Origin of the sequence: Streptomyces sp. WMMB303 (genome assembly GCF_029351045.1) — a bacterium.
Lineage (GTDB): Bacteria > Actinomycetota > Actinomycetes > Streptomycetales > Streptomycetaceae > Streptomyces.
On sequence record NZ_JARKIN010000001.1, the window covers coordinates 1928738 to 1947361 of the forward strand.

At 69.9% G+C, this 18624-nt stretch carries 21 protein-coding genes and 1 tRNA gene; 19 read left to right on the forward strand and 3 right to left on the reverse strand.

What is annotated here, in order from left to right; all coding sequences use genetic code 11:
* The first annotated feature begins 837 nt into the window (after window positions 1–837).
* Both P2424_RS08745 and P2424_RS08750 read left to right on the forward strand, forming a co-directional pair.
* Window positions 838–1284, forward strand: a complete 447-nt coding sequence (locus P2424_RS08745) for a GntR family transcriptional regulator (protein WP_276475213.1) — start codon at window positions 838–840, stop codon at window positions 1282–1284.
* A gap of 2 nt (window positions 1285–1286) precedes the next feature.
* On the forward strand, window positions 1287–1841 hold the full coding sequence (locus P2424_RS08750; RefSeq protein ID WP_276475214.1) for an HD domain-containing protein: 555 nt from the start codon (window positions 1287–1289) through the stop codon (window positions 1839–1841).
* 4 nt (window positions 1842–1845) lie between these two features.
* On the opposite strand, the gene P2424_RS08755 is transcribed toward P2424_RS08750, so the two are convergent.
* Window positions 1846–2319: an NUDIX domain-containing protein gene (locus P2424_RS08755; protein ID WP_276475215.1), complete on the reverse strand. Its 474-nt coding sequence runs from the start codon at window positions 2317–2319 to the stop codon at window positions 1846–1848.
* Between the two features lie 14 nt (window positions 2320–2333).
* Window positions 2334–3089, reverse strand: a complete 756-nt coding sequence (locus P2424_RS08760; protein ID WP_276475216.1) for a helix-turn-helix domain-containing protein — start codon at window positions 3087–3089, stop codon at window positions 2334–2336.
* A gap of 1200 nt (window positions 3090–4289) precedes the next feature.
* Here P2424_RS08760 and P2424_RS08765 point away from each other — a divergent pair.
* The 16 genes from P2424_RS08765 to P2424_RS08840 all read left to right on the forward strand — a co-directional run bounded on the left by P2424_RS08765 (window position 4290) and on the right by P2424_RS08840 (window position 17012).
* Window positions 4290–4907, forward strand: coding sequence for a GGDEF domain-containing protein (locus P2424_RS08765; protein ID WP_276478886.1), 618 nt, complete (start codon window positions 4290–4292; stop codon window positions 4905–4907).
* Window positions 4908–5112: 205 nt separating this feature from the next.
* Window positions 5113–5295: a hypothetical protein gene (locus P2424_RS08770; protein ID WP_276475217.1), complete on the forward strand. Its 183-nt coding sequence runs from the start codon at window positions 5113–5115 to the stop codon at window positions 5293–5295.
* 118 nt (window positions 5296–5413) lie between these two features.
* On the forward strand, window positions 5414–5671 hold the full coding sequence (locus P2424_RS08775; RefSeq protein WP_276475218.1) for a DUF6284 family protein: 258 nt from the start codon (window positions 5414–5416) through the stop codon (window positions 5669–5671).
* The gene (locus P2424_RS08780; protein WP_276475219.1) at window positions 5668–6951 is read left to right on the forward strand and encodes a hypothetical protein; all 1284 of its coding nucleotides are present in this window, start codon (window positions 5668–5670) and stop codon (window positions 6949–6951) included. The genes P2424_RS08775 and P2424_RS08780 overlap by 4 nt, the downstream gene beginning before the upstream one ends.
* Entirely contained in the window at window positions 6948–7286 is a 339-nt protein-coding gene (locus P2424_RS08785) for an RRQRL motif-containing zinc-binding protein (RefSeq protein WP_276475220.1), read from the forward strand. The genes P2424_RS08780 and P2424_RS08785 overlap by 4 nt, the downstream gene beginning before the upstream one ends.
* 85 nt (window positions 7287–7371) lie before the next feature.
* Window positions 7372–8943 (forward strand): hypothetical protein, encoded by a 1572-nt coding sequence (locus P2424_RS08790; protein ID WP_276475221.1) that lies wholly within the window; start codon window positions 7372–7374, stop codon window positions 8941–8943.
* Window position 8944: 1 nt separating this feature from the next.
* Window positions 8945–11107: a hypothetical protein gene (locus P2424_RS08795; RefSeq protein ID WP_276475222.1), complete on the forward strand. Its 2163-nt coding sequence runs from the start codon at window positions 8945–8947 to the stop codon at window positions 11105–11107.
* Between the two features lie 212 nt (window positions 11108–11319).
* Window positions 11320–11760 (forward strand): hypothetical protein, encoded by a 441-nt coding sequence (locus P2424_RS08800; RefSeq protein ID WP_276478887.1) that lies wholly within the window; start codon window positions 11320–11322, stop codon window positions 11758–11760.
* Between the two features lie 10 nt (window positions 11761–11770).
* Window positions 11771–11959, forward strand: coding sequence for a hypothetical protein (locus P2424_RS08805; protein ID WP_276475223.1), 189 nt, complete (start codon window positions 11771–11773; stop codon window positions 11957–11959).
* Window positions 11960–11978: 19 nt separating this feature from the next.
* Entirely contained in the window at window positions 11979–12296 is a 318-nt protein-coding gene (locus P2424_RS08810) for a hypothetical protein (RefSeq protein WP_276475224.1), read from the forward strand.
* A 13-nt stretch (window positions 12297–12309) separates the two neighbouring features.
* The gene (ssb, locus tag P2424_RS08815) at window positions 12310–12768 is read left to right on the forward strand and encodes a single-stranded DNA-binding protein (protein WP_276475225.1); all 459 of its coding nucleotides are present in this window, start codon (window positions 12310–12312) and stop codon (window positions 12766–12768) included.
* A gap of 95 nt (window positions 12769–12863) precedes the next feature.
* Window positions 12864–13742: a bifunctional DNA primase/polymerase gene (locus tag P2424_RS08820; protein ID WP_276475226.1), complete on the forward strand. Its 879-nt coding sequence runs from the start codon at window positions 12864–12866 to the stop codon at window positions 13740–13742.
* The gene (locus tag P2424_RS08825; RefSeq protein ID WP_276475227.1) at window positions 13739–14071 is read left to right on the forward strand and encodes a hypothetical protein; all 333 of its coding nucleotides are present in this window, start codon (window positions 13739–13741) and stop codon (window positions 14069–14071) included. The genes P2424_RS08820 and P2424_RS08825 overlap by 4 nt, the downstream gene beginning before the upstream one ends.
* Window positions 14068–15300 (forward strand): DUF3631 domain-containing protein, encoded by a 1233-nt coding sequence (locus tag P2424_RS08830; protein WP_276475228.1) that lies wholly within the window; start codon window positions 14068–14070, stop codon window positions 15298–15300. Before P2424_RS08825 ends, P2424_RS08830 begins: the two co-directional genes overlap by 4 nt.
* Before the next feature lie 165 nt (window positions 15301–15465).
* Window positions 15466–15726, forward strand: a complete 261-nt coding sequence (locus P2424_RS08835) for an excisionase family DNA-binding protein (RefSeq protein ID WP_276475229.1) — start codon at window positions 15466–15468, stop codon at window positions 15724–15726.
* Between the two features lie 80 nt (window positions 15727–15806).
* Window positions 15807–17012, forward strand: coding sequence for a tyrosine-type recombinase/integrase (locus P2424_RS08840; protein ID WP_276475230.1), 1206 nt, complete (start codon window positions 15807–15809; stop codon window positions 17010–17012).
* A 114-nt stretch (window positions 17013–17126) separates the two neighbouring features.
* Here P2424_RS08840 and P2424_RS08845 read toward each other — a convergent pair.
* A tRNA-Val gene (locus tag P2424_RS08845) sits at window positions 17127–17198 on the reverse strand.
* 169 nt (window positions 17199–17367) lie between these two features.
* Between P2424_RS08845 and P2424_RS08850 the strand changes: the two genes are divergently transcribed.
* A complete protein-coding gene (locus P2424_RS08850) occupies window positions 17368–18624 on the forward strand; it encodes a hypothetical protein (protein WP_276478888.1) in 1257 nt (418 codons plus the stop codon).

Consider the following 18624-nt stretch of genomic DNA (forward strand, 5'->3'; position numbering starts at 1 on the left):
TGCTCTGGCGGTCAGAAACACGCCATCTACTACTGGGCGGCTCCCTAGAACCCTCTAATAACTTCTAGAAGATGCGAGAACCTGCCAACCGCAATCAGGCAGGACGTCGACCACCCCCGCCCCTCCTGCAAGTGTGACGCAAGACACAAAAATCGGTGACACCTCGCCCCTGACGTGCTCAAACCGTAGGCAGGTAGTCCTCAACGTGTAGCGAGACTGCACCCGCACCAGAAGACAGAAGAACTCACAGGAACAGGCGGTGGCTTGAGGCCGACAAGTGCTGTCACCGTCGCCCGTAAACTCCGTGCAGAAGAGGAAGCGCCAGCCAGCGTGGCGTCGGAACCTTACTGGCAAGCGCTTCCCCTCGACTCCAACCAAGCGAGTGACTGGAAGGAACCTGCATGGATTCTAAGCGTCTCCGCATGCATCACTACCGACGCCTGGCGACCGCGCACTTCATCCGCGGATCCAGCTATGCCGCTGGGAGTGCTTTGGTAACGGCGATCATTTGGTGGGCTCAGCGACGGTAACTCCCACCAGCCCCGTCCAAACGGTGCGGGCCTGGTGCGACCACCGCCGGGCCCGCCAGGCAGGCCGCGGGCAGCCACACACCCCCGTACCGGCTGCAGTGTTCTTGCGCTCCACTCAAGTGCACCCCTCCGAGGCTCAGGCGAGTACCGTTCCTGAGCTGGGAAAACAGGGCCTCGTGCGTTTATTACCGTCCATGACGCTCCGGGGTCCCGACACTCCCCCACCTGACTTCCTGAAAGACGGGAGCTCAGACAGCCGTGGCAGAGTTGGACCCTGGTTGCAAGTAGTGCACCCGGAGGAGGCTACGTGGCGCAGGCCAGTCCCAGAGGCACCTACGCGCAGGTCGCCGAGACACTGCGCAAGAAGATCAGTAGTGGGAAGATCCGCGAAGGGCTGCCGTCCGAGGCGAAGCTCATGGAGCAGTACGGGGTCAGCCGGAGCACGATCGTGCGTGCCCTCAAGACACTGAGAGCAGACGGAGTGATCGAGTCGGTCCCGGGTTCGGGCTGGTTCGTGGCGGGGACCGGCGACCGGCGCCCTCTGGTTGACCGGGTCGAGGACTTCCTGGTTGCCCAGGGCCTGGCCGTCGGGGACCCCTTCCCGAGCGAGAACGCTCTCTGCTCAGAGTTCGGGGTCTCCCGTACCGCGGTGCGGTCGGCGATTGCCCAACTCGAAGGGCGGGCCATCGTTGAGATGGGCCCTGGACGCAGACGACGTATCCGAAACATCCCAGGCCAGAAGGAGCGGACGTAGCCATGACCTCCGTGGAGCTCACCGAAGACGCTTACGCGCTCGCCGAACAAATGCTTGCCGAACCGCTCCCCCGCCGCTGGGCCCATTCATTGGGAGTGGCCGAGCGGGCACGCTCCCTGCGGTCAGTCCTCGGGGCCGACGCCGAGCTGCTGGAAGCGGCTGCCGTCCTGCACGACGTCGGCTACTCCCCCGGCATCGCTCACACCGGCTTCCACCCGCTCGACGGCGCGCGCTTCCTCCGCGAGCGCGGTTTCGACGAGCACGTTGTCCGACTCGTCGCTCACCATTCCTGTGCGCTCCTGGAAGCCGAAGAACGGGGGCTGCGGGCCGAGCTCGCCGACTCCTTCCCGACAGAGCAACCGCACCTCATGGATGCGCTCATCTACTGCGACATGACGACGACGCCGCACGGCAAGCCGACGACGTCTGACGAGCGTGTCTCCGAGATCGTGGGGCGATACGGCCCCGACACCATCGTGGGCCGGTTCATCCAGCGGGCAGCACCTGAGATCCACGCCGCAGTGTCCCGCGTTCGGGGACAGCTCGCTTCGGCGTGACCGCTCAGCCGATGTAGGGATCAGTGCGAGTCGCGTCCAGCCCATGCCTGATGCGAAGCATCATCGACGGATGGATTGCCAGGGCGTCGAGGTCCGCCGGGTTTACCCAGCGGACCTCTTTCGATTCCGAACTGGTCCGCAATGTGCCGGCAACCGGCTGCGCACGGAAGCAGATGGAGAATTGCTGGCGCACCTCGCCATCGTCGTAGGCCATCACGTGCTTCGGGTCGGTGTAGAGCCCGACCACACTCAGCACTTCGACTCGGATTCCGGTCTCCTCTTCGACCTCGCGGACAACCGTCTCGCTGATGCTCTCTCCGACGTCATGCCCACCACCCGGGAGTGCCCACAAGTCATTGTCGGTCTTGTGAATGAGGAGAAGACGCCCCTCAGCGTCCTGGACGGCCGCTGTCACGGAAGGCACCACAGAGTTCGCAGCCGGCGCCGCCGGGTCTTGGTAGTAGTCGATCCGACTCATTCGCTCCGTGCCTCCTAAATCTCGCTCGGGGAAGTGATCGAACGAGCACCCTCCCACACCCGCTCGACGCTCTCCGCATAGGTGTCGAAGAGCTCCCCGCCCGGCACCCGCTGGAGATGCAGTACCGGGGCCATGTAGGCGCCGACGCCATATACGTGGCCATTGGCCAGCAGCTCGTGATCGGCTCGGTAGATCGAGTTGTACAGCGTCGTTTGATGCAGCCGGAACTCGACTCTCGGGAGGCCGAAGAGAGGGCCGTAGTTCATCAGCGCGTTTCGGATCTTTGCCGCCATAGAAGCGCCGATCCCCTCGTCTTCACCCCGCACTGCTACCGCTGGGCTGGCGGGATCCCCCAGCATGAATCTCACAGGGACCCCCGCAGTCGACTTCTCCCTGACCAGCCGGTGGAAGCCCGGGTCCTCCGTGAGCCAGAAACCGGAGTACACAAGTACGTCGAAGTGTGCGGTCGCGTCTGCGTAGAGCTTCGTCCAGAGTTCGGTAGGCACAGCCGAACGGTGCGGGTACAGCTTCAGCAGCTCGAAGTCACTGGACGTTACGACTTCTTCTACTGTGCGCTCGTCACTCCACAGGTACGAGACGTCACGGCGTAGCAGCGATGCGGCCGCGTACTGGAATCTCCGGTACGGCTTCCGGTTCGGCTCCGTGATCCACCGATCAACCGTCTTCGCTGAAACACCGAGACGGGACGCGACCTGTTCGACCGTCAGGCCACTCTCCACGATGGCGCCGCGAAGGCGCTCGTTCGCCATGCACCCTCCCCCTCGCGTGGGACGTTCCGGGACGACTTCGACCGTACAGAGTCGTCCCGAAGCCGTACAGCACGTGCCTACAACGTCACGCAACTCGCGGGCACGCTGGTCATGTGGCGTTCAGGGCAGACCAGTTCGGCCCCTCTAAGACTCATCGGCTTGACGAACCTGTCCCGCACTGCCATCTTGAGAGTCATGTACTACATGACTCTCTTAGAAGTGAGTCATGAAGCCGCATGGTGCACACGAACGCCCGGAGGGCCCTGTGAGACGGGTTCGAAGGAAGCGGCTGCTGCTTGAGAACTGGAGATATGTCCGTTGCGTCGGGTGACGCGCCTCGGTGGCCTTCCGTTCGGGAGGTGACCGGGGCCCCGAAGTTCGATGGGTCTTCCGCTGGGATCGATGGCGGGAGGAGGTGACCGGCGGAACGCCCTGATGGGGGCGTGGCGGACGTATCCGATACGGCGGTCGGGGAGGCCAGAACATCCTCGAACGTACGGCTGGTGGCTGTCCTGGGTACTCCGGGGCGGCTGTGCTGAGCGAGCGGAGCATCTCCATACCCGGCTGCCGGGCAGATGGGCGCAATTGACCGAAGCGGTAGGCCGTACGGAGCCAAGGGCGGCACATGGGCACCTGGAGAAGGCCTGTCTGAATGCCGTACCTGCGAACTCACATACGTGAGGGCAGCCCGGCCTGATGACCCGGTCTGCCACTCGTCATGCGGACAGGAATCTGCCGGCCGTCGGGTCGGCCGCCTGTCCGCTTGATGAGCACTCGCTCAACACAGGTGCGGCGACCGGAGGTGCAACTCCGGTCGCCGCATACAGGCACCCACTTGGAAGGAACATGCCTGTGATCACCAATATGGCACGGCTCGTGCTGGCCGTGCACCCCAGCGATTCCGACCCTGACATGGACGAGGCCCTGCGCCGGGTCCGGGCGGGCGGTGGTCGCTGATGACGTGCACAAGTTGCAACGGCGCCGGTGGCCAGACCGAGGACACCAGTTCGGACGGCGTGACCCGGCAGAACTGGGTTCAGTGCTCGTCGTGCGGCGGACGGGGTGAGGTCGGATGACCGAACGGAAGGCGCGCCGCCTCGAAGAAGAAGTGAGGCGACTCAAGGAGCAGCCCGAGCAGAACGTTGCGGCCCAGGGGGCCCGGTGAGTGGGCTGATGCCGCTGGCGGCCGGGGTGGCTCCGATGGCGGCGGCATGGAGCTCCCACGCGTGGTGGTTACGCCGTCGTCTGCACCGGGCCCGCCGGGATCCACTGACCGGACTGCCGACGCGGACTGAGTTCGAAAAGCGCGCGGCACGGATGTTACGCGCCCGGCCGTGTGCGGTGGTCGTCGCTGATCTGGACGGGTTTAAGCAGCTCAATGACTCTTGCGGTCACGCTGCGGGAGACGCCGCGATCTGTGAGACGGCGACGCATCTGACAGCTTGGCTCACCGCCTACGAGGACCGCGGGTTGGCCGCCCGGCTGGGTGGCGATGAGTTCGCCCTCGTTCTCCCGCACGGGCCCCATCCGGACCATCTGACAAGTGGGCTGTCACTCCTTCGGGAGGGGCTTCGCCAGCCTTTCAGGTTCGAGGGTCAGGACGTGCAGGTAGGGGCCTCGATCGGCGCCTACCTGTGCAGTGCCGGCACCTTCCCGGCGCACGCGCTGCGCCGGGCGGACGAGGCCATGTACACCGCCAAGGAGAGCCGGAGTCGGGGCGGGGGCGGCGTCTTCGTCACCGACCTGCACACCGTAGTCCGGGCGACATGGAACGGCCGTCGCGCCGGACGCTCCGGCACTCACCACACCAGCGCATAGCTGGCCTGCTCACCCGCGCACACCAGGGCGCCGCCGGGGACGTCACGTCCCCGGCGGCGCCCTGCTCTTCCCGGCCTTTGACTGACTGGAGATCGCGATGAACAGCGCCCATCTGACTCTCTCCCCGCACTCCGCAGCTATGCGGTGCGGTGCCGCCGCAGACAGCGCGACTGCGTGCGTCGGCCCTCACGCCATCGTGCGGATCGTGGACCGGGACGGGAATGAGGCAACCGGCTGTGTCGAGCACGTGGCCACCCTCTACACCGTCTGGATCGGCGCCCGCCTCTACCCCGCCCCTGGCCACACCGAAGCCGTCCTCGATGTCTACGCCCGCGCCCGGATGCTCACGACCCGACTGGACGAAACCGTCACGTTGAGGGCCGCATAAGAGCCCGTTCACCTTGCGCTGCTCATTAGTCAGCGCTTCCTCCGCAGACGGCGCGGTCCCGGTGGTGCAACACCGAGACCGCTGTTGGGCCGTCTCGACTCCGGAAGGAACACGACCCATGTCCAATCGAGAACGCCATCATCTGACGGTCATCTCCGACAACGGCCCCTCCTTTGCCCAGTTGGACGCCATCGAGGACGAGATGCCGGTCATCGGCGCCGAGGTGGAGTTGCTGGACGCGCAGATCGCCGTGCTGGACCGGATGCCGAGCGAGGTGGACCGGCAGCGGCTCCGCCGCACGGAGCACCGGCTGCTGGCCGCCCGGCGTGACCTGGCCAACCGCAGCGGCGGCAAGGCGTTGGGGGGTGCGGCATGAGCACTCTCCTGGCGTGGGTGCAGGGGCACCCGCTGCTGGCGGCTGTCGCCGGTGTGCTGCTGGTCGCCTCGGTGGCTGTGCTGGTCCATTCGGGTCGTAGGGCCGGGCGGCGTATGCCGGCCGCTGTGCTGGTTGCCGCGCTCGCCGCCATGGGGTGCACGGCCTACAGCGCGGATACGAGCTGGCGTTTTGCTGAGCACCGTCTCGATATGGCCTCCGCCATCGAGCGGGGCGTCATGTTCGCGGCGGCGGAGCTGGCGCTGTTCGCGTGTGCGCTGATGGCCAGGCAGAACCTGCGTACCCAGGGCGCCCCGGGTACGCCCGGTGTACTCGTGTGGATGATCACCGGGGTACAGGTGATTCCCGCGTACTCCGAGTCCGGTCTCGTCGGCGGCACCGTGCAGGCCGTCGTCGGCCCCGTACTCGCCGCACTCCTGTGGCACCTGGCCATGGGCATCGAGCTGCGGCACGCCAGGCCGGACGCCGAGTCCACCTCACTGCCCGCTGTACTCGCCCGCGAGGTACGCGAGCGGCTGCTCTCCCGGCTCGGCCTGGCAGTGCGCGACCGGTCCGCGGAGCAGATCTCCCGCGACCGGGCCACGGTCAAGGCGGTCGCCCTGGCCGCGAAGCTGGCCGAGATGAAGCCAGGTCAGCGGCGCCGAGCCCGTGTGGCGCGGCGGCTGTCGGTGGCCGTGGGCAAGGCGCAGGCAGGCGCCTGCGACGAGCAGCGGCACAAGCTGCTGGACCTGCTGGCGGCCCGCCGCCACGCCGCGTCCCTGGCCACCATCGACCTCCCCTCGCCGTGGCAGGAGGCCCCGCAACGGGCTGTCGAGTACGCCGAGCCGGTTGACACGGCCCCGTACCCGGCGCCGTCGAACGCCGTACCCGAAGGGATGCGGCTGCTGCCGATCGTCGCCCGGCCCCAGCCGCGGACGTACGAGTTCGGCTCGTTCCGCGAACAGTTGGAGCTCTCGGGCCAGCCTGCCGTACTCGCTGCCGAGTACGACCGCACCCGCCCCGAGGTACACACCGAGTACGTACCCGCCGAGCAGCCCGACCCCTTACCCGACGGTACCGAGGGCAACCCGGCACAGGCCGACCCGCTCACCGAACTGGGTCTGGACTGGGCAGCCGAGCAATTCAAAGAGGAACTGCTCAACGGGGACATGCCCTCCATCCGCGCCATCAAGTCCCGACTGTCGGTAGGCCAGAACCGGGCCAAGGAGATCCAGGACGGATTCCGCCAGGCCCAGGCGGCATGGAAGCTGGTGACCTCGTGAGTGACACGCTGCCGGTCTACCGGTGGCGCCTTGCCCCCGACGGCCTGGCCACCCGCCGCCAGCTCCGCGCGAAGGGGCTGCGGCCGGGTGGGCAGGAGGTGGCCGCGGTCATCGAGCGGTCCCGCCGCCGGCGCGGCCCGCTGGTCGCCTACCTCTACCGCATCGACCTCGCGAAGCCCGTACGGCCGATGACCCCGGCGCGCGGTCGTGCGCTCGCAGCCGCGTTGAGGGCACGGCGTACCTGTCCGGTCTGCCGGGTGGTTCGCCCCTACTGCATTTCCCGGTCGCTCGGCGAGTGCGTGCACTGCGCTGACGCTCCCGGGCTCGCCGCATGACCCGACAGGCGAGAGCCCGGACGCTGCCGACCAAAGCACTGCGTCCGGGCCCTCTCTCGACTCCTTGGAAGGAGTGCACACCAGGATGACGGACACCACGATGAAGCCGGTAGAGGCCCCCGAGACACCGCCGGCCGCCGAGATTGCACCGCCCGCCCGGACCGAGACCACGCCGGCGCACGAGACGGCCCCGGCGGTGGAGCACACGCCGGGTGGCTGGCCGGTCGTCCCGCTCGCGTTGACGGGCACGAACGCGACGGCTTCGCTGCTGGGTTCGGCTGCGCTTGTGGGCGGTCCGGCCGCGCTGGCGGTCGCTGCGACCGGGGCGGCTGCGCTGGGGACCGCGGCCGCGGTCCGCACCCGCCGCGACCGGACGAAGCCGCATGCGCGCTCTGCCAGCAGGAAGGCCGCGGCCGGCGGACGCAGGGGCGCGGGTGGAGGTGTGCCGCGCCAGTCCCGTGGTTCGGCGCCGGGAACATCGGGCCGCAAGCCGGGCAAGGGCTCGGGCAAGGGCGCCGGAGTGGGACGCAGGTCCGCGTCGGCGGGTTCGGCGTCCGGCGGGCTCACGGCCCGGAAGGGCAAGGGCCACGCGTCCTCGAAGGCCGGTGCTGGCGCGCCCGGTTCGACTGGCGCGGGGAAGTCGCGCGGGCGGGTGGGGCAGGTCAAGGCCCTGCGGGAAGCCCAGCGCAGCGCGGCGCCCACGCGTGCGCAGCGCCGCGCTGCGGCCAGTGGTGCCCGGCGGTCGGCGGCCGATGCCCGGCGGGATGCCAAGTCCCGGGCTAGGAATGCGGCGTCGTCCGGCAAGGGGTCGGTGGGCCGCACGCTGGCGAGGGGGCTGGACCGTGCGGGCAGGGCCCGCGGCGCTGCCGTGGACAGGTCCCGCGCGGCGCGTGACCGGCAGGCGGCCGGGAGGGTGGCCGACCAGCGTTCGGCGCTGCGCAGGGCACCGGCCCGCAACAGGGCGCGTCGGGCGCTGCTGCGCTCCGCTTCCCGCTATCAGGGCCGCCGTCTGCTGGCTGTGCTGCTGGCCGGCGCCCTGGGCGTGATCGGGCTGGTGAGTACCCCGCTCGGCAGGCGGCTGGGGGTGTGGTGGATGCAGCACCCGGGCCGCCGTCTCTACGCCCGTATGACCGGCACGGCCGCCCAGCAGCGCACCGACCGCGACCAGTCCATCCGCGCAGCTCAGCAGGACGAGGAGGCTGCCGCCGAGGCCGAGGCGGCCGACGACGGCAGCGAGGAGATCAAGGACCGGGCCGAGCGCCCGGAGACACCCGTACCAGCCCCGAGCGAGGACACGACCGAAGGAGAGCACATGTCCGGTTTCAGGTTCGAGGACCACGCGGCCGAGATGGAGACCGCCGCACAGAGCTACGACCCCGACAACGCCATGGAGATCCTGGCCATGGTCGAAGGGCTCCCCGCCGCAATCACCTCGGTGGCGAACGTGATGAAGACCCTCGCCGAGCGTGCCGACTCCGAGTTCCCGCTGGAGAAGGAGGTCGCCGACGGCTTCAACGACATCTTCGGCGCGGTCATGAGCGCCGTGGCGGTCGCCGAGGACATGGGCCCGCTCTTCCGCCAGGCCCACGAGCAGGACATCGCCCGCCACGAGGACCCCCGCAACGGCCCGGAGGCCGAGAAGGGCTGGAACGTCTGAGATGAGCGCCCCCACCGTGAACCTGAACAAGCAGCCGAAGAAGACCACCACGCGGTCGAAGAAGTCGGCTGGCGGTGGGCCGGTGTGGGACTGGGCGGCCGGTCACGGACCCGTGACCGGCGCCCTGTCCGCCACCACCGGTGCCTTCGCCCTGGCCACCACCGGCGCCGCCGCCCACATGCCGCCCGGCTGGGCCCTGGGTATCGGGGCGGCCGGAGCGATCGGCCACACCGCGACCAGCCTCCGCGACAAGCTCTCCGCCCGCACCATCGGCATGCGCGCCGCCTCCTGGCTGGTGGGCGCGGGGTGGACGACCTGGGCCATGGCCACCGGCCCCCTCTCCTGGGCCGCCCTCGGCTCCCTGGCCACCCTCGGCGTGGGTATCGGCGCCTCGGCGCGCTCCACGCTGCTGCACGAGGAGGCGCGCGAGTTGGAGGCCACCGCCGCCGCTGAACGCCAGGTCGCCCGCGAGCTGTCCGCCGAGCGGCGGGCGATCGCCACCGAGTGGGCCGAGCGCATCCAGCGCGTGTGCGGCGTGACCGTGCGCGTGGTCGCCGTCGAGATGTGGCCCACCGGTACCGGCTTCACCCTCGACGCCGAACTCCCCGCAGGCGGGGTCACCTACGACAAGATCGCCCGCGAAGCGGGGCGCCTGTCGGGGGATGCTCGCCTGCCGCACGGCTGCACCGCCTCCGCCTCCCCCGGTATCCACCAGGGCCGGGTGCTGGTGGATGTGGCCACGGTCAACGTGCTCTCCCAGGAGCGCACCTACCCCACCGACTACGCCCCGCTCAGTCTCCTGTCGGGGCTGCCGTGGGGGATGCGGACCAACGGTGAGGAGTGGCGCGCCTACCTGCGCGAGCAGTGCGCCCTGGTGGTCGGGCCCACCGGCTCGGGCAAGACGAACATGGTCCACACGATCCTGGCCGGATTCGCCCGCGCCACCGACGTGCTGACCTGGGTCATCGACCTCAACTCCGGATCGGTCGGCCTGCCCTGGGTCAACCCCGCTCTCAACGACGACGGCACCTTCGCCGAGGGCATGGCACCGGGTGTGGACTGGCTCGCGGCCACCGAGGAGGAGGCCGTGCTCATGCTGGATGCGGCCATCGCGGTGGCCAAGGAGCGCAAGCGCTCCTACCAGGACCTGCTCTCCCGCGCGAACACCGACCTGCTGCCGGTCTCCGCGAAGATCCCGCAGATCATGCTGGTCATCGACGAAGGCGCTGAGATCCTGGCCAGCACCGACCGCGCCACCCGCAAGCTGGGCGAGAAGATCCTGGAGGTCATCCGCATCGCCCGCGCTATGGGTGTGCGCACCGTACTGACCGCGCTCGGGGCCACCGGGTCGGTGCTGGGCAACCTGATGATCCGCCGGGAAGGAAAGGTTCGCGTCGCCCTCACCGGAGGCGAGAGCGAGGGCATGGACCTGTCCAAGATGTTCCCCGGCTCCCGGGGCCTGCGCACCGACCAGGCCCCCTACAAGGGCGCCGGCTTCATGGGCACTCCCGAATCGGCGGCCGCGCTGTTCAAGGCATGGCGCATCCTGCCCAACCAGATCCGCGACATTGTCGCCGCCACCGCGGACCGACACCCGCTCCTGGACGCCAAGTCCGCCCGCGCCGCCGGCGACGCTTACACCCGCCGATGGGAGTCCGAGCGCACCGCCTGGTTGCGGGACGAGACCCCCGGCCCGAACGCCGGCAGCGCGGCGGACGACCGCCACGGTGGGGGGCTGAACCTCTCCGCCCTGCGGGACCGGCAGCCGCCGCCCAGCAGCAGGCCGGCCGACCAGGACGCGCTCCTGCAGAAGTTCCGCGCCCAGATCGACGCCCAGTTCGACACCGCACCCGACCACCGCGCCGAGCCGCCCGCGGCCGAGCAGCCGCCCCCCGCGTCGGGAGGCGGACTGCACCTGTCCGCACACGAGGACAACCCGGCCCGGGATGCCGCCCTCGCCCTGCTGCTGGCCGCCGGCCCCGAGGGCACCGGAGCCTCCGCCATCGCCCGCGGCCTGGCCGAGGAGTACGGCACCACCCGGCAGACCGTCGTCGGCTGGCTCAAGTCCTGGACCGACGACGGCACCGCCCACCGGGTCGGCACCGGCACCAAAGCCCGCTACGTCCACCACCGCCACACCCCCGGCAACGACACCCACAACTGAACGCTTGTCGCCTGTCGCTTGTCGCCCCGAGAAGACCCCTGCACGGCCCTCAGAGGCCCGAAAAGGGGCTTTGACCTGCGAGACGACAAGCGACAAGACAAGACAAGCGACAAGCCGCACGACAAGCAGACGACGGGCAGCACCCCCCCAACCGGGGCGCTGCCCGTCGCTCGTGAAGGGAGCAACTTGTGCACCCCGACACCACACACGAGATCCCCGCCCCCCGCGTACTCCACCCCCGACCCCTCACCCCGACCCCCATGACCGCCGCCGAGATCCCGCCCGGAGTCGAGGTCGTCACCCTCCCCGACGGACGCCGCACCCTCGCCTACACCCAACCCCCCAACCCCGCCGGGCGCCCGCAGACAGCACCGCCCGCGGGGGTGCCCGGGTGGGCGAAGACGACCGCGCTCCTGGCCCCGACCGTCGGCGCGGGAATCGGCGCCGGCGGCTTCGGCCTCTCCTACGCCGCACCCGGAGTCATCGCCATGACCGACGCTCTCTGGGCCACCGCCGCCCTCATCGCCACCGGATGCGGCGGCGCCGCTCTCCTCCTGTCCCGCTGGCGGAACCGCACCCCCGCCCACATCACCCAGAACATCACCGCCCACGGCCTCTTCGGCCGCGCCAACGGCACCATCAACAACCGCTGAGGAGCACGCCATGACCGTCTCCTTGTTCGTCCTGCTCGCTGCCGTCGTCTTCTTCCTGCTGCGTTCCCGCTCCGTCGGCACCTGGGCCGCGATAGCCGTCTTCCTCCTCGGCTTCTACACCGCCAGCACCGACGCCCGCTCCACCATCAACAACCTCGTCTCCTCCATCACCCACACCGCCAACAGCGTCGGTGGCTGACCGAAGGAGAACGCACGCCATGACCGACACCGCCCCCGAGAGGCAGACCAGCTACCTCTGCCTCGTCGACGAGGCAGAGGACTGGGGATGGGACGACTTGACGGCCGTCGTCTTCCCCGGCCATCTGCCTGACCGCATCGTGTGGGCCGCGCTCAACGCCCGCGCGCGGATCGTCTGGAACGACCCGCTGCACACCTACACCCCCGGGCAGCCGCAGCACCTCTACACCCGCCCCATCCCGTGCCCGGACCCCGCCTACTGCGGCTGTCACACCACCCACCCCGAAGCAACCGAGACCCCCACCTCGAACCCCATCACCTTCGTCGACTTTCTCTGAAAGGACGCCACCCATGGCCATGGGAGACACCCCCATCACGATCACCGGCAACCTGACCGACGACCCCGAGCTGAAGTTCACCACCTCCGGCGCCGCACTAGCCCGCTTCACGGTGGCCTCCACACCGCGGCAGTTCGACCGCGAATCGGGCCAGTACAAGGACGGCACCGCGATGTTCCTGCGCTGCTCGGCCTGGCGCGGCCTGGCCGAGAACACCGTCGCCTCCCTGGGCAAGGGCCACCGCGTGGTGGTCTCCGGACGGCTGCGGCAGCACAACTGGCAGACCCCCGAGGGCGAGAACCGCTCCATGCTCGCCATGGAGGTCGACGAGATCGGCCCCTCCCTGCGGTTCGCCACCGCCCAGCCGGTCAAGGCCACCGGCAGCAACACCGGTGGGTCCGGCGGCCCGAAGGCCGAGGGCGCAGACCCGTGGAACAGCAAGCCGCAGTACAGCGACAACCCCCCGTTCTGAACACGCCCCGGGGCGAGCGCCCGCTCTCGCCAAAGATGCGCGCTCGCCCCGGCTCTCCCCCATCCCCTACTTCGACAGGACAGGAGACCTCCAGCATGCCCCAACAACCCCCGTCCACGCTGCTGGCCGCAGCCCTCGACCTGGCGGCGCACGGGCTGCCCGTGCTGCCCCTCAGCCGCGGGAAGCGCCCCTTCGGCAACTGCACCGCCTGCACCGGCAACGCCTGCGGCGGACGGCCGAACATGAAGCACGCCGGCGCCTGCCACTGCCCGCACGTGTGCCACGCATGGGCAGCCGCCACCACCGATCCGCACGTGCTCACCTCGCGCCCCTGGCAGGCGGCCTGGCAGCGCGCCGCCCACCTCGCCTACCACCCGGCAGGCGCCGGGCTGACCGTCGTCGACCTCGACAACGCCGAGGCCGTGGCCTGGGCCCGCGCCACGCTCCCGCCCACACGGAACGTGGACACCTCCCGCGGGCAGCACTGGATCTACCGAGGGGTCATGTCCTCGGCCAACCGCGTGCGGCCCGGTGTGGACCTCAAGTCCCACGCCGCCTACGCCCGCTGGCTGGGCACCGGCACCGGCACCCCGGCCCCCCTGCCCAGCGTGGTGCGGGCGCTGGTCGAAGAAGAGACCACCCGCCCCCGCGCGCGGGTGGTCTCTTCACCCGGAGCGTCCGGCACCTGGCAGCGGCGCCCGGCACACGGCTGCCGCCACACCGAGGGCTACGTGCGCACCGGGCTGGAGCGCGGCCTGGCCAAGGTCCGCGCCCGCACCGAGCAGGGCGCCGGATCGCAGGCGTTCGGCGTCGCCCAGTTCCTCGCCACCCGCCACACCGCCTGCCCCGGCCCCTGCGGCCTCGACACCCTGGCCGAGCAGATCGTGGCCGCCGCCGTCTCCGTCGGAGTCCCCGAGCCCTACGCCCGCCGCGCCGTCGCCAACGGCATGACCGCAGGCCAGGGGACAGCATGACCAGCCCTCCCGCCACCGCGCACCACAAGCCGGCGCCGCCACGGGCCACCGCACAAGAGAAGGTCGCCCGTCAGGGCGCCCTTTCAGCTCTTCCCCCCGACCAGCAGCCCACCCGGCCGCCTGCCCGCGGCGGCCGGTATCCCGTGGCCTGGCTGACCGTCACCGCGCCCGGCCGCGGGACCGTGCCCACCGCCACCTCGGTGTGCGGCTGCGGACGCAACCGCAGCGCCGTCGGTCACCGCAAGGTGGCCGCGCTGGTCGAGGAACACACAGCCCACCGCACCATCTGCCCGCTGCTGAACCGCACCGAAGGGAGGGCGGCCGCATGACCGAGCCCATCGACGGCGCCGCACTGCTCGACGACGTCGAGCGCTTCCACCGCCGCTTCAACGTCTTCCCCACCGAAGCCGCCTACGTCGCCGTGGCGCTGTGGGACGCGCACGCGCACCTGATCGACGCCTTCGACGGCACAGCCCGCATCGCGTTCCTCTCCCCGGAACCGGGCTCGGGCAAGTCCCGGGCTCTGGAGATCTCAGAAACCCTCACCCCGAACGCCGCGATGCTGGTCAACGCCTCCGCCAACGCGCTCTTCCGGCTGGTGGAGGCGTCCGAGGGCCTGCCCACGCTGCTCTTCGACGAGATCGACACCGTCTTCGGCCCCAAGGCCGGAGACAACGAGCCCCTGCGCGGCTTCCTCAACTCCGGCTACCGGCGCGGTGCCAAGTCCCTGCGCTGCGTCGGAGACGGCGCCAACCAGAGCGCGGGATGGTTCCCCTCGTTCTGCGCGGTCGCCGTGGCCGGACTCGGTTCCCTCCCGGACACGATCCTGACCCGCTCGGTCATCATCCGGATGCGCAAGCGCGCCCCCAACGAGAAAGTCGAGCCCTACCGCCGCCGCGTCCACGAGAAGCAGGGCCACGCCCTGCGGGACCGGCTCGCCGAGTGGGCCGCCACCGTCCATGACCAGGTGGCCGAGGCATGGCCGCAGATGCCCGAAGGCGTCACCGACCGCCCCGCCGACGTATGGGAGCCCCTCCTCGCCGTGGCCGACGCCGCCGGCGGGACATGGCCCGAGCGGGCCCGCGCCGCCTGCATCGAGCTGGTGACCGCCGGCCAGGACAACGAGGAAGCCTCCCTCGGCATCCGGCTTCTCACCGACCTGCGCGACCGCGTCTTCTGCGGCGCCGACCGCATGCCCACCGCCGTCATCCTCGAATGCCTCCTGAGCATGGACGACGCGCCCTGGGCCGACATGGACGACAAGCCCCTCAACGCCCGCGGCCTCGCCCGCGTGCTGGGCCAGTACGTCAGGCCGGACAACAAGCCCATCAAACCGCGGGGAATCCGCACCCCCTCCGGCTTCCCCAAGGGCTACTACGCCGAAGACCTCGCGGACGCCTGGGAGCGCTACTGCCCCCCACCCCCCGAGAAGTCCGCCACGTCCGCCACGTCCGCCACACCGCAGGTCAGCGGCGGTGCATCCGTGGCGGAAAGCCCCTCCGACAGCCGCCACACGCCGCCGGAAACCGACACACCGCCGCTGAGCCTGGTGCGCTGACCAGCACCCACACCGGGACGCATCCGCGCGCCCCGGTGTGGCAGCACCAATCCGCCACACAACCGCAATCCGCCACACCCGCAGCCCTCTGACCTGCGGTGTGGCGGCGTGGCGGACGTGGCGGATTCCCCAGACCGGAGACGGAGAGCCCCGAAGGAGCCACACATGGCCCACCCCCAGAAGCTCAAGCTCAGCGAAGAAGAGATCGGAGCGAGTGCCCCCCAAGCAGCTCCGTCCGTCCGAATGCACAGCGTCGAAGAGGCGGGGCGAATGCTCGGTCTGAAGCGCTCGATCACGTGGGAGGAGATCCGGTTTGGGCGGTTGAAGTCTGTCCGGGTCGGCCGCCGGCGTCTCGTCCCGACCGAATACATCGAGCAGTACGTCGAACTGCTCAAGCGCGAGGCTGACTCCGACCTCGCCGCGTAGTCCATCCAGACATCTCATAAGCCGAGCCGGGCCGCCCGAGGGCGGCCCGGCTCTTGTGCGAAAGGACCACGACTCAGCTCATGGCCGACCACGGCGAGAACAAGCGGGGCCAGGGTGAGGACTCGATCTACTGGGACAAGTCCAAGAACCGGTACGTCGGCGCGATCTCGGACGGCTTCACTCCGTCCGGCAAACGCCGCCGCCCCAAGGTGACCGGCAAGACCAAGACCGAAGTCCGGCGGAAGCTGCGAGAGCTGCGCAAGGAGCTGGACGCCGGCACGCGAGTCCCCGCCCGCTACACCGCTGGCGAAGCCGTCAAGGACTGGCTCAAGCGCGGACTGACCGGCCGGGACGATTCGACGGTCGAGTTGTACCGCGGCTTCGCGGAAAAGCACGTCATCCCGCTCATCGGCAAGACGAAGTTGAAGGAGCTCAGCGCCGACGACGTTGACGACTGGCTGCACGACCGGGCCCAGTACGTCTCCACGCGGACCCTGCGCATTCTGCATTCGATCCTGCGGCGCTCAATCACCCACGCCCAACGCCGTGACCGGGCCGTGCGTAATGTCGCCCTGCTCGTGACCACTCCGGAAGGTCTGGAAGGCCGGGAGAGCAAGTCATTCTCGCTGGAAACGGCGAAGAAGATCCTCGTGACGGACGAAGGCTCCCGAACACATGCCTACGTCGTCACCTCACTTCTCGGGGGCGCCCGCCCGGAAGAGGCGCGGGCCCTCATCTGGGGACACGTGCATTTGGACCCTCCTGCGGACTTGGGGGACGACGCGAGAGAGGAGTGGTGCCCGTACTTGGAGGTATGGCGCTCCACCCGGCGGCACGGCGACACCAAGACCAGAAGGAGCCGGCGCACTCTGGCACTGCCTGCCTACGCTGCCGAGGTCCTGCGACTGCACCGCGCTCGGCAGCAACGGAGCCACGCTCGCCGGAAGCGGCAGTGGGACAGCTCTACACTCGTCTTCGCCACCCGGGACGGCGGCAAGCTCGCCGCGGGGAACGTGCGGCGCGACTTGCGGAAGCTGCTGACGAAGGCTGATGTCGAAGACCCGGATGACTGGACGACCCGGGAGCTCCGAACCACCTTCGTGTCGCTGCTCGCGGATCACGGTCTGTCGAGCGAGGACATCGCTCCCCTGGTGGGCCACCGCAGCACCATCACGACGGAGGTCGTCTACCGGAAGCAGATCCGCCCAGTGATCAACAAGGGAGCGAAGGCCATGGACGACGTCTTCGCCGACATCACGAAGAAGGACGACCCACAGCCCGAGTGACCCGAAGCCGTGGCTCCCTGTTTGGCTCCCCGGGGAGGCATGTACACAGCAAGGGGTCCCCGCAGATCTCTGCGGGGACCCCTTGCGTTGCTGGTCAGAGCCTTGACGGCACAGTGGGCACAACTGGGATCGAACCAGTGACATCCTGCTTGTAAGGCAGGCGCTCTACCGCTGAGCTATGCGCCCGGAGCATGTGCGGGTCGACAGCGTACCTTGCCTGGTGGCGGACAGTGCAAACGTGAGGTACGGGAGCACCCGCGAACGAATCAGCTCGTGTGTTCGTTGAGCCCAGGTGGGAGAATGAGCACCGGTCCAGGAGTCACAGGCACATACGGGGAGAGGTCACGTGACGGCGATGAACGGCGGTGGAATCCGCCGCTGGGGCTGGGGCAGTGGCCGCGCGGACCAGCTCCGGGCCGACGCGCAGACCGCGAAGGACTCCGCCGCCGCCGCGTTCTACGAACTCGACACCGCCCAGCGCGAGCTGCGCATCTCCATAGAGACCATCAGCGCCGTCGACAGCTCGCCCGCCGGGCGCAAGGCCGCGGCGGACTTCGCCGAGCTCGGCAGGCGCATCGACAGCGTCAGCCACGACTACATCACCGCGGTCGACTCCCACGACCTCGACCGCGACGATCTGGACGGCGCCGCCGCCTCCCGTGCCCGCACCGAGCTGGACCGGGCACGCGGCGAGCTGGAGCGGGCCAAAGGCGACCTGGACCGGTTCGCGCAGAGCCTCGGCCCGTTGCTGAGCAGCGCGGAGAACCAGCTCGCCCGCCTCGCCCCCGCCGTCGAGCGGGCCCGGCAGTCGCTGCTGGCCGCCAGCAACGCGCTGGACGCGGTGCGGGCCGAGGGGCTGCGCGCCGACGACCTCGCGGGGCGGCTGGCGGCGCTCTCGCCCGAGCTGACCAAGCTCAACGAGGGCGCGGGCACCCACGGGGTGCAGGAAACCGTCCAGCGCGCGGACCGGGTCGTACGGGAGGCCGAAGCGATCCGCGCGCAGGCCGAGGGGCTGCCGCAGCAAGCGGCCGACATCGACAAGCGGATCGCCTCCCTGCGCACCCGCACCGAGGCACTGCAGAACCGGGCCGGGCAGGTGGAGCCGGTCCTCAGCGAACTGCGGCGGCGGTTCAGTGCCGCCTGCTGGCAGGACCTGCAGCAGGTGCCGCAGCAGGCGGAGCGCTCGGCACGGCAGGCGGGCGAGAAGCTGCGCGAGGCCCGCACAGCCCGCGAGGAGCAGCGCTGGCCGGACGCGACGGCGCTGCTGTCGACCGTACGGGCGCTGCTGAACACCACCGACGAGGCGGTGAAGGCCGCCGGGGACCGGCTGCAGCGGCTCAACGAGGTCTCCTTCGACCACAGCGGTGAGGTCGAACGCACCCGCTTCGCGATCCGCGACGCGCAGCGGCTCGCGATGGCCGGGCGTGCCACCCCTGACCCCCGGCATGCGCAGCCGCTGGACAACGCGGTGGAGCGGGTGGACCGCGCGGTCGCCTCGCTCACCGGCCGCCACCCGGACTACTGGCACCTGCTGACCGAGCTGGACGCGGTCAAGGAGACGGTGCAGCAGGTGGTCGACCAGATCCGCCAGGAGCGCGCGTCGGGCAACTGA

Coding starts and splice junctions, on each gene's coding strand:
- ssb (WP_276475225.1), top strand. CDS start 12,310: ATGGCCATGGGAGACACCCCCATCACGATCACCGGCAACCTGACCGAC.
- P2424_RS08760 (WP_276475216.1), bottom strand. CDS start 3,089: ATGGCGAACGAGCGCCTTCGCGGCGCCATCGTGGAGAGTGGCCTGACG.
- P2424_RS08810 (WP_276475224.1), top strand. CDS start 11,979: ATGACCGACACCGCCCCCGAGAGGCAGACCAGCTACCTCTGCCTCGTC.
- P2424_RS08830 (WP_276475228.1), top strand. CDS start 14,068: ATGACCGAGCCCATCGACGGCGCCGCACTGCTCGACGACGTCGAGCGC.
- P2424_RS08750 (WP_276475214.1), top strand. CDS start 1,287: ATGACCTCCGTGGAGCTCACCGAAGACGCTTACGCGCTCGCCGAACAA.
- P2424_RS08795 (WP_276475222.1), top strand. CDS start 8,945: ATGAGCGCCCCCACCGTGAACCTGAACAAGCAGCCGAAGAAGACCACC.
- P2424_RS08780 (WP_276475219.1), top strand. CDS start 5,668: ATGAGCACTCTCCTGGCGTGGGTGCAGGGGCACCCGCTGCTGGCGGCT.
- P2424_RS08805 (WP_276475223.1), top strand. CDS start 11,771: ATGACCGTCTCCTTGTTCGTCCTGCTCGCTGCCGTCGTCTTCTTCCTG.
- P2424_RS08840 (WP_276475230.1), top strand. CDS start 15,807: ATGGCCGACCACGGCGAGAACAAGCGGGGCCAGGGTGAGGACTCGATC.
- P2424_RS08790 (WP_276475221.1), top strand. CDS start 7,372: ATGACGGACACCACGATGAAGCCGGTAGAGGCCCCCGAGACACCGCCG.
- P2424_RS08775 (WP_276475218.1), top strand. CDS start 5,414: ATGTCCAATCGAGAACGCCATCATCTGACGGTCATCTCCGACAACGGC.
- P2424_RS08755 (WP_276475215.1), bottom strand. CDS start 2,319: ATGAGTCGGATCGACTACTACCAAGACCCGGCGGCGCCGGCTGCGAAC.
- P2424_RS08825 (WP_276475227.1), top strand. CDS start 13,739: ATGACCAGCCCTCCCGCCACCGCGCACCACAAGCCGGCGCCGCCACGG.
- P2424_RS08835 (WP_276475229.1), top strand. CDS start 15,466: ATGGCCCACCCCCAGAAGCTCAAGCTCAGCGAAGAAGAGATCGGAGCG.
- P2424_RS08820 (WP_276475226.1), top strand. CDS start 12,864: ATGCCCCAACAACCCCCGTCCACGCTGCTGGCCGCAGCCCTCGACCTG.
- P2424_RS08765 (WP_276478886.1), top strand. CDS start 4,290: ATGGCGGCGGCATGGAGCTCCCACGCGTGGTGGTTACGCCGTCGTCTG.
- P2424_RS08850 (WP_276478888.1), top strand. CDS start 17,368: ATGAACGGCGGTGGAATCCGCCGCTGGGGCTGGGGCAGTGGCCGCGCG.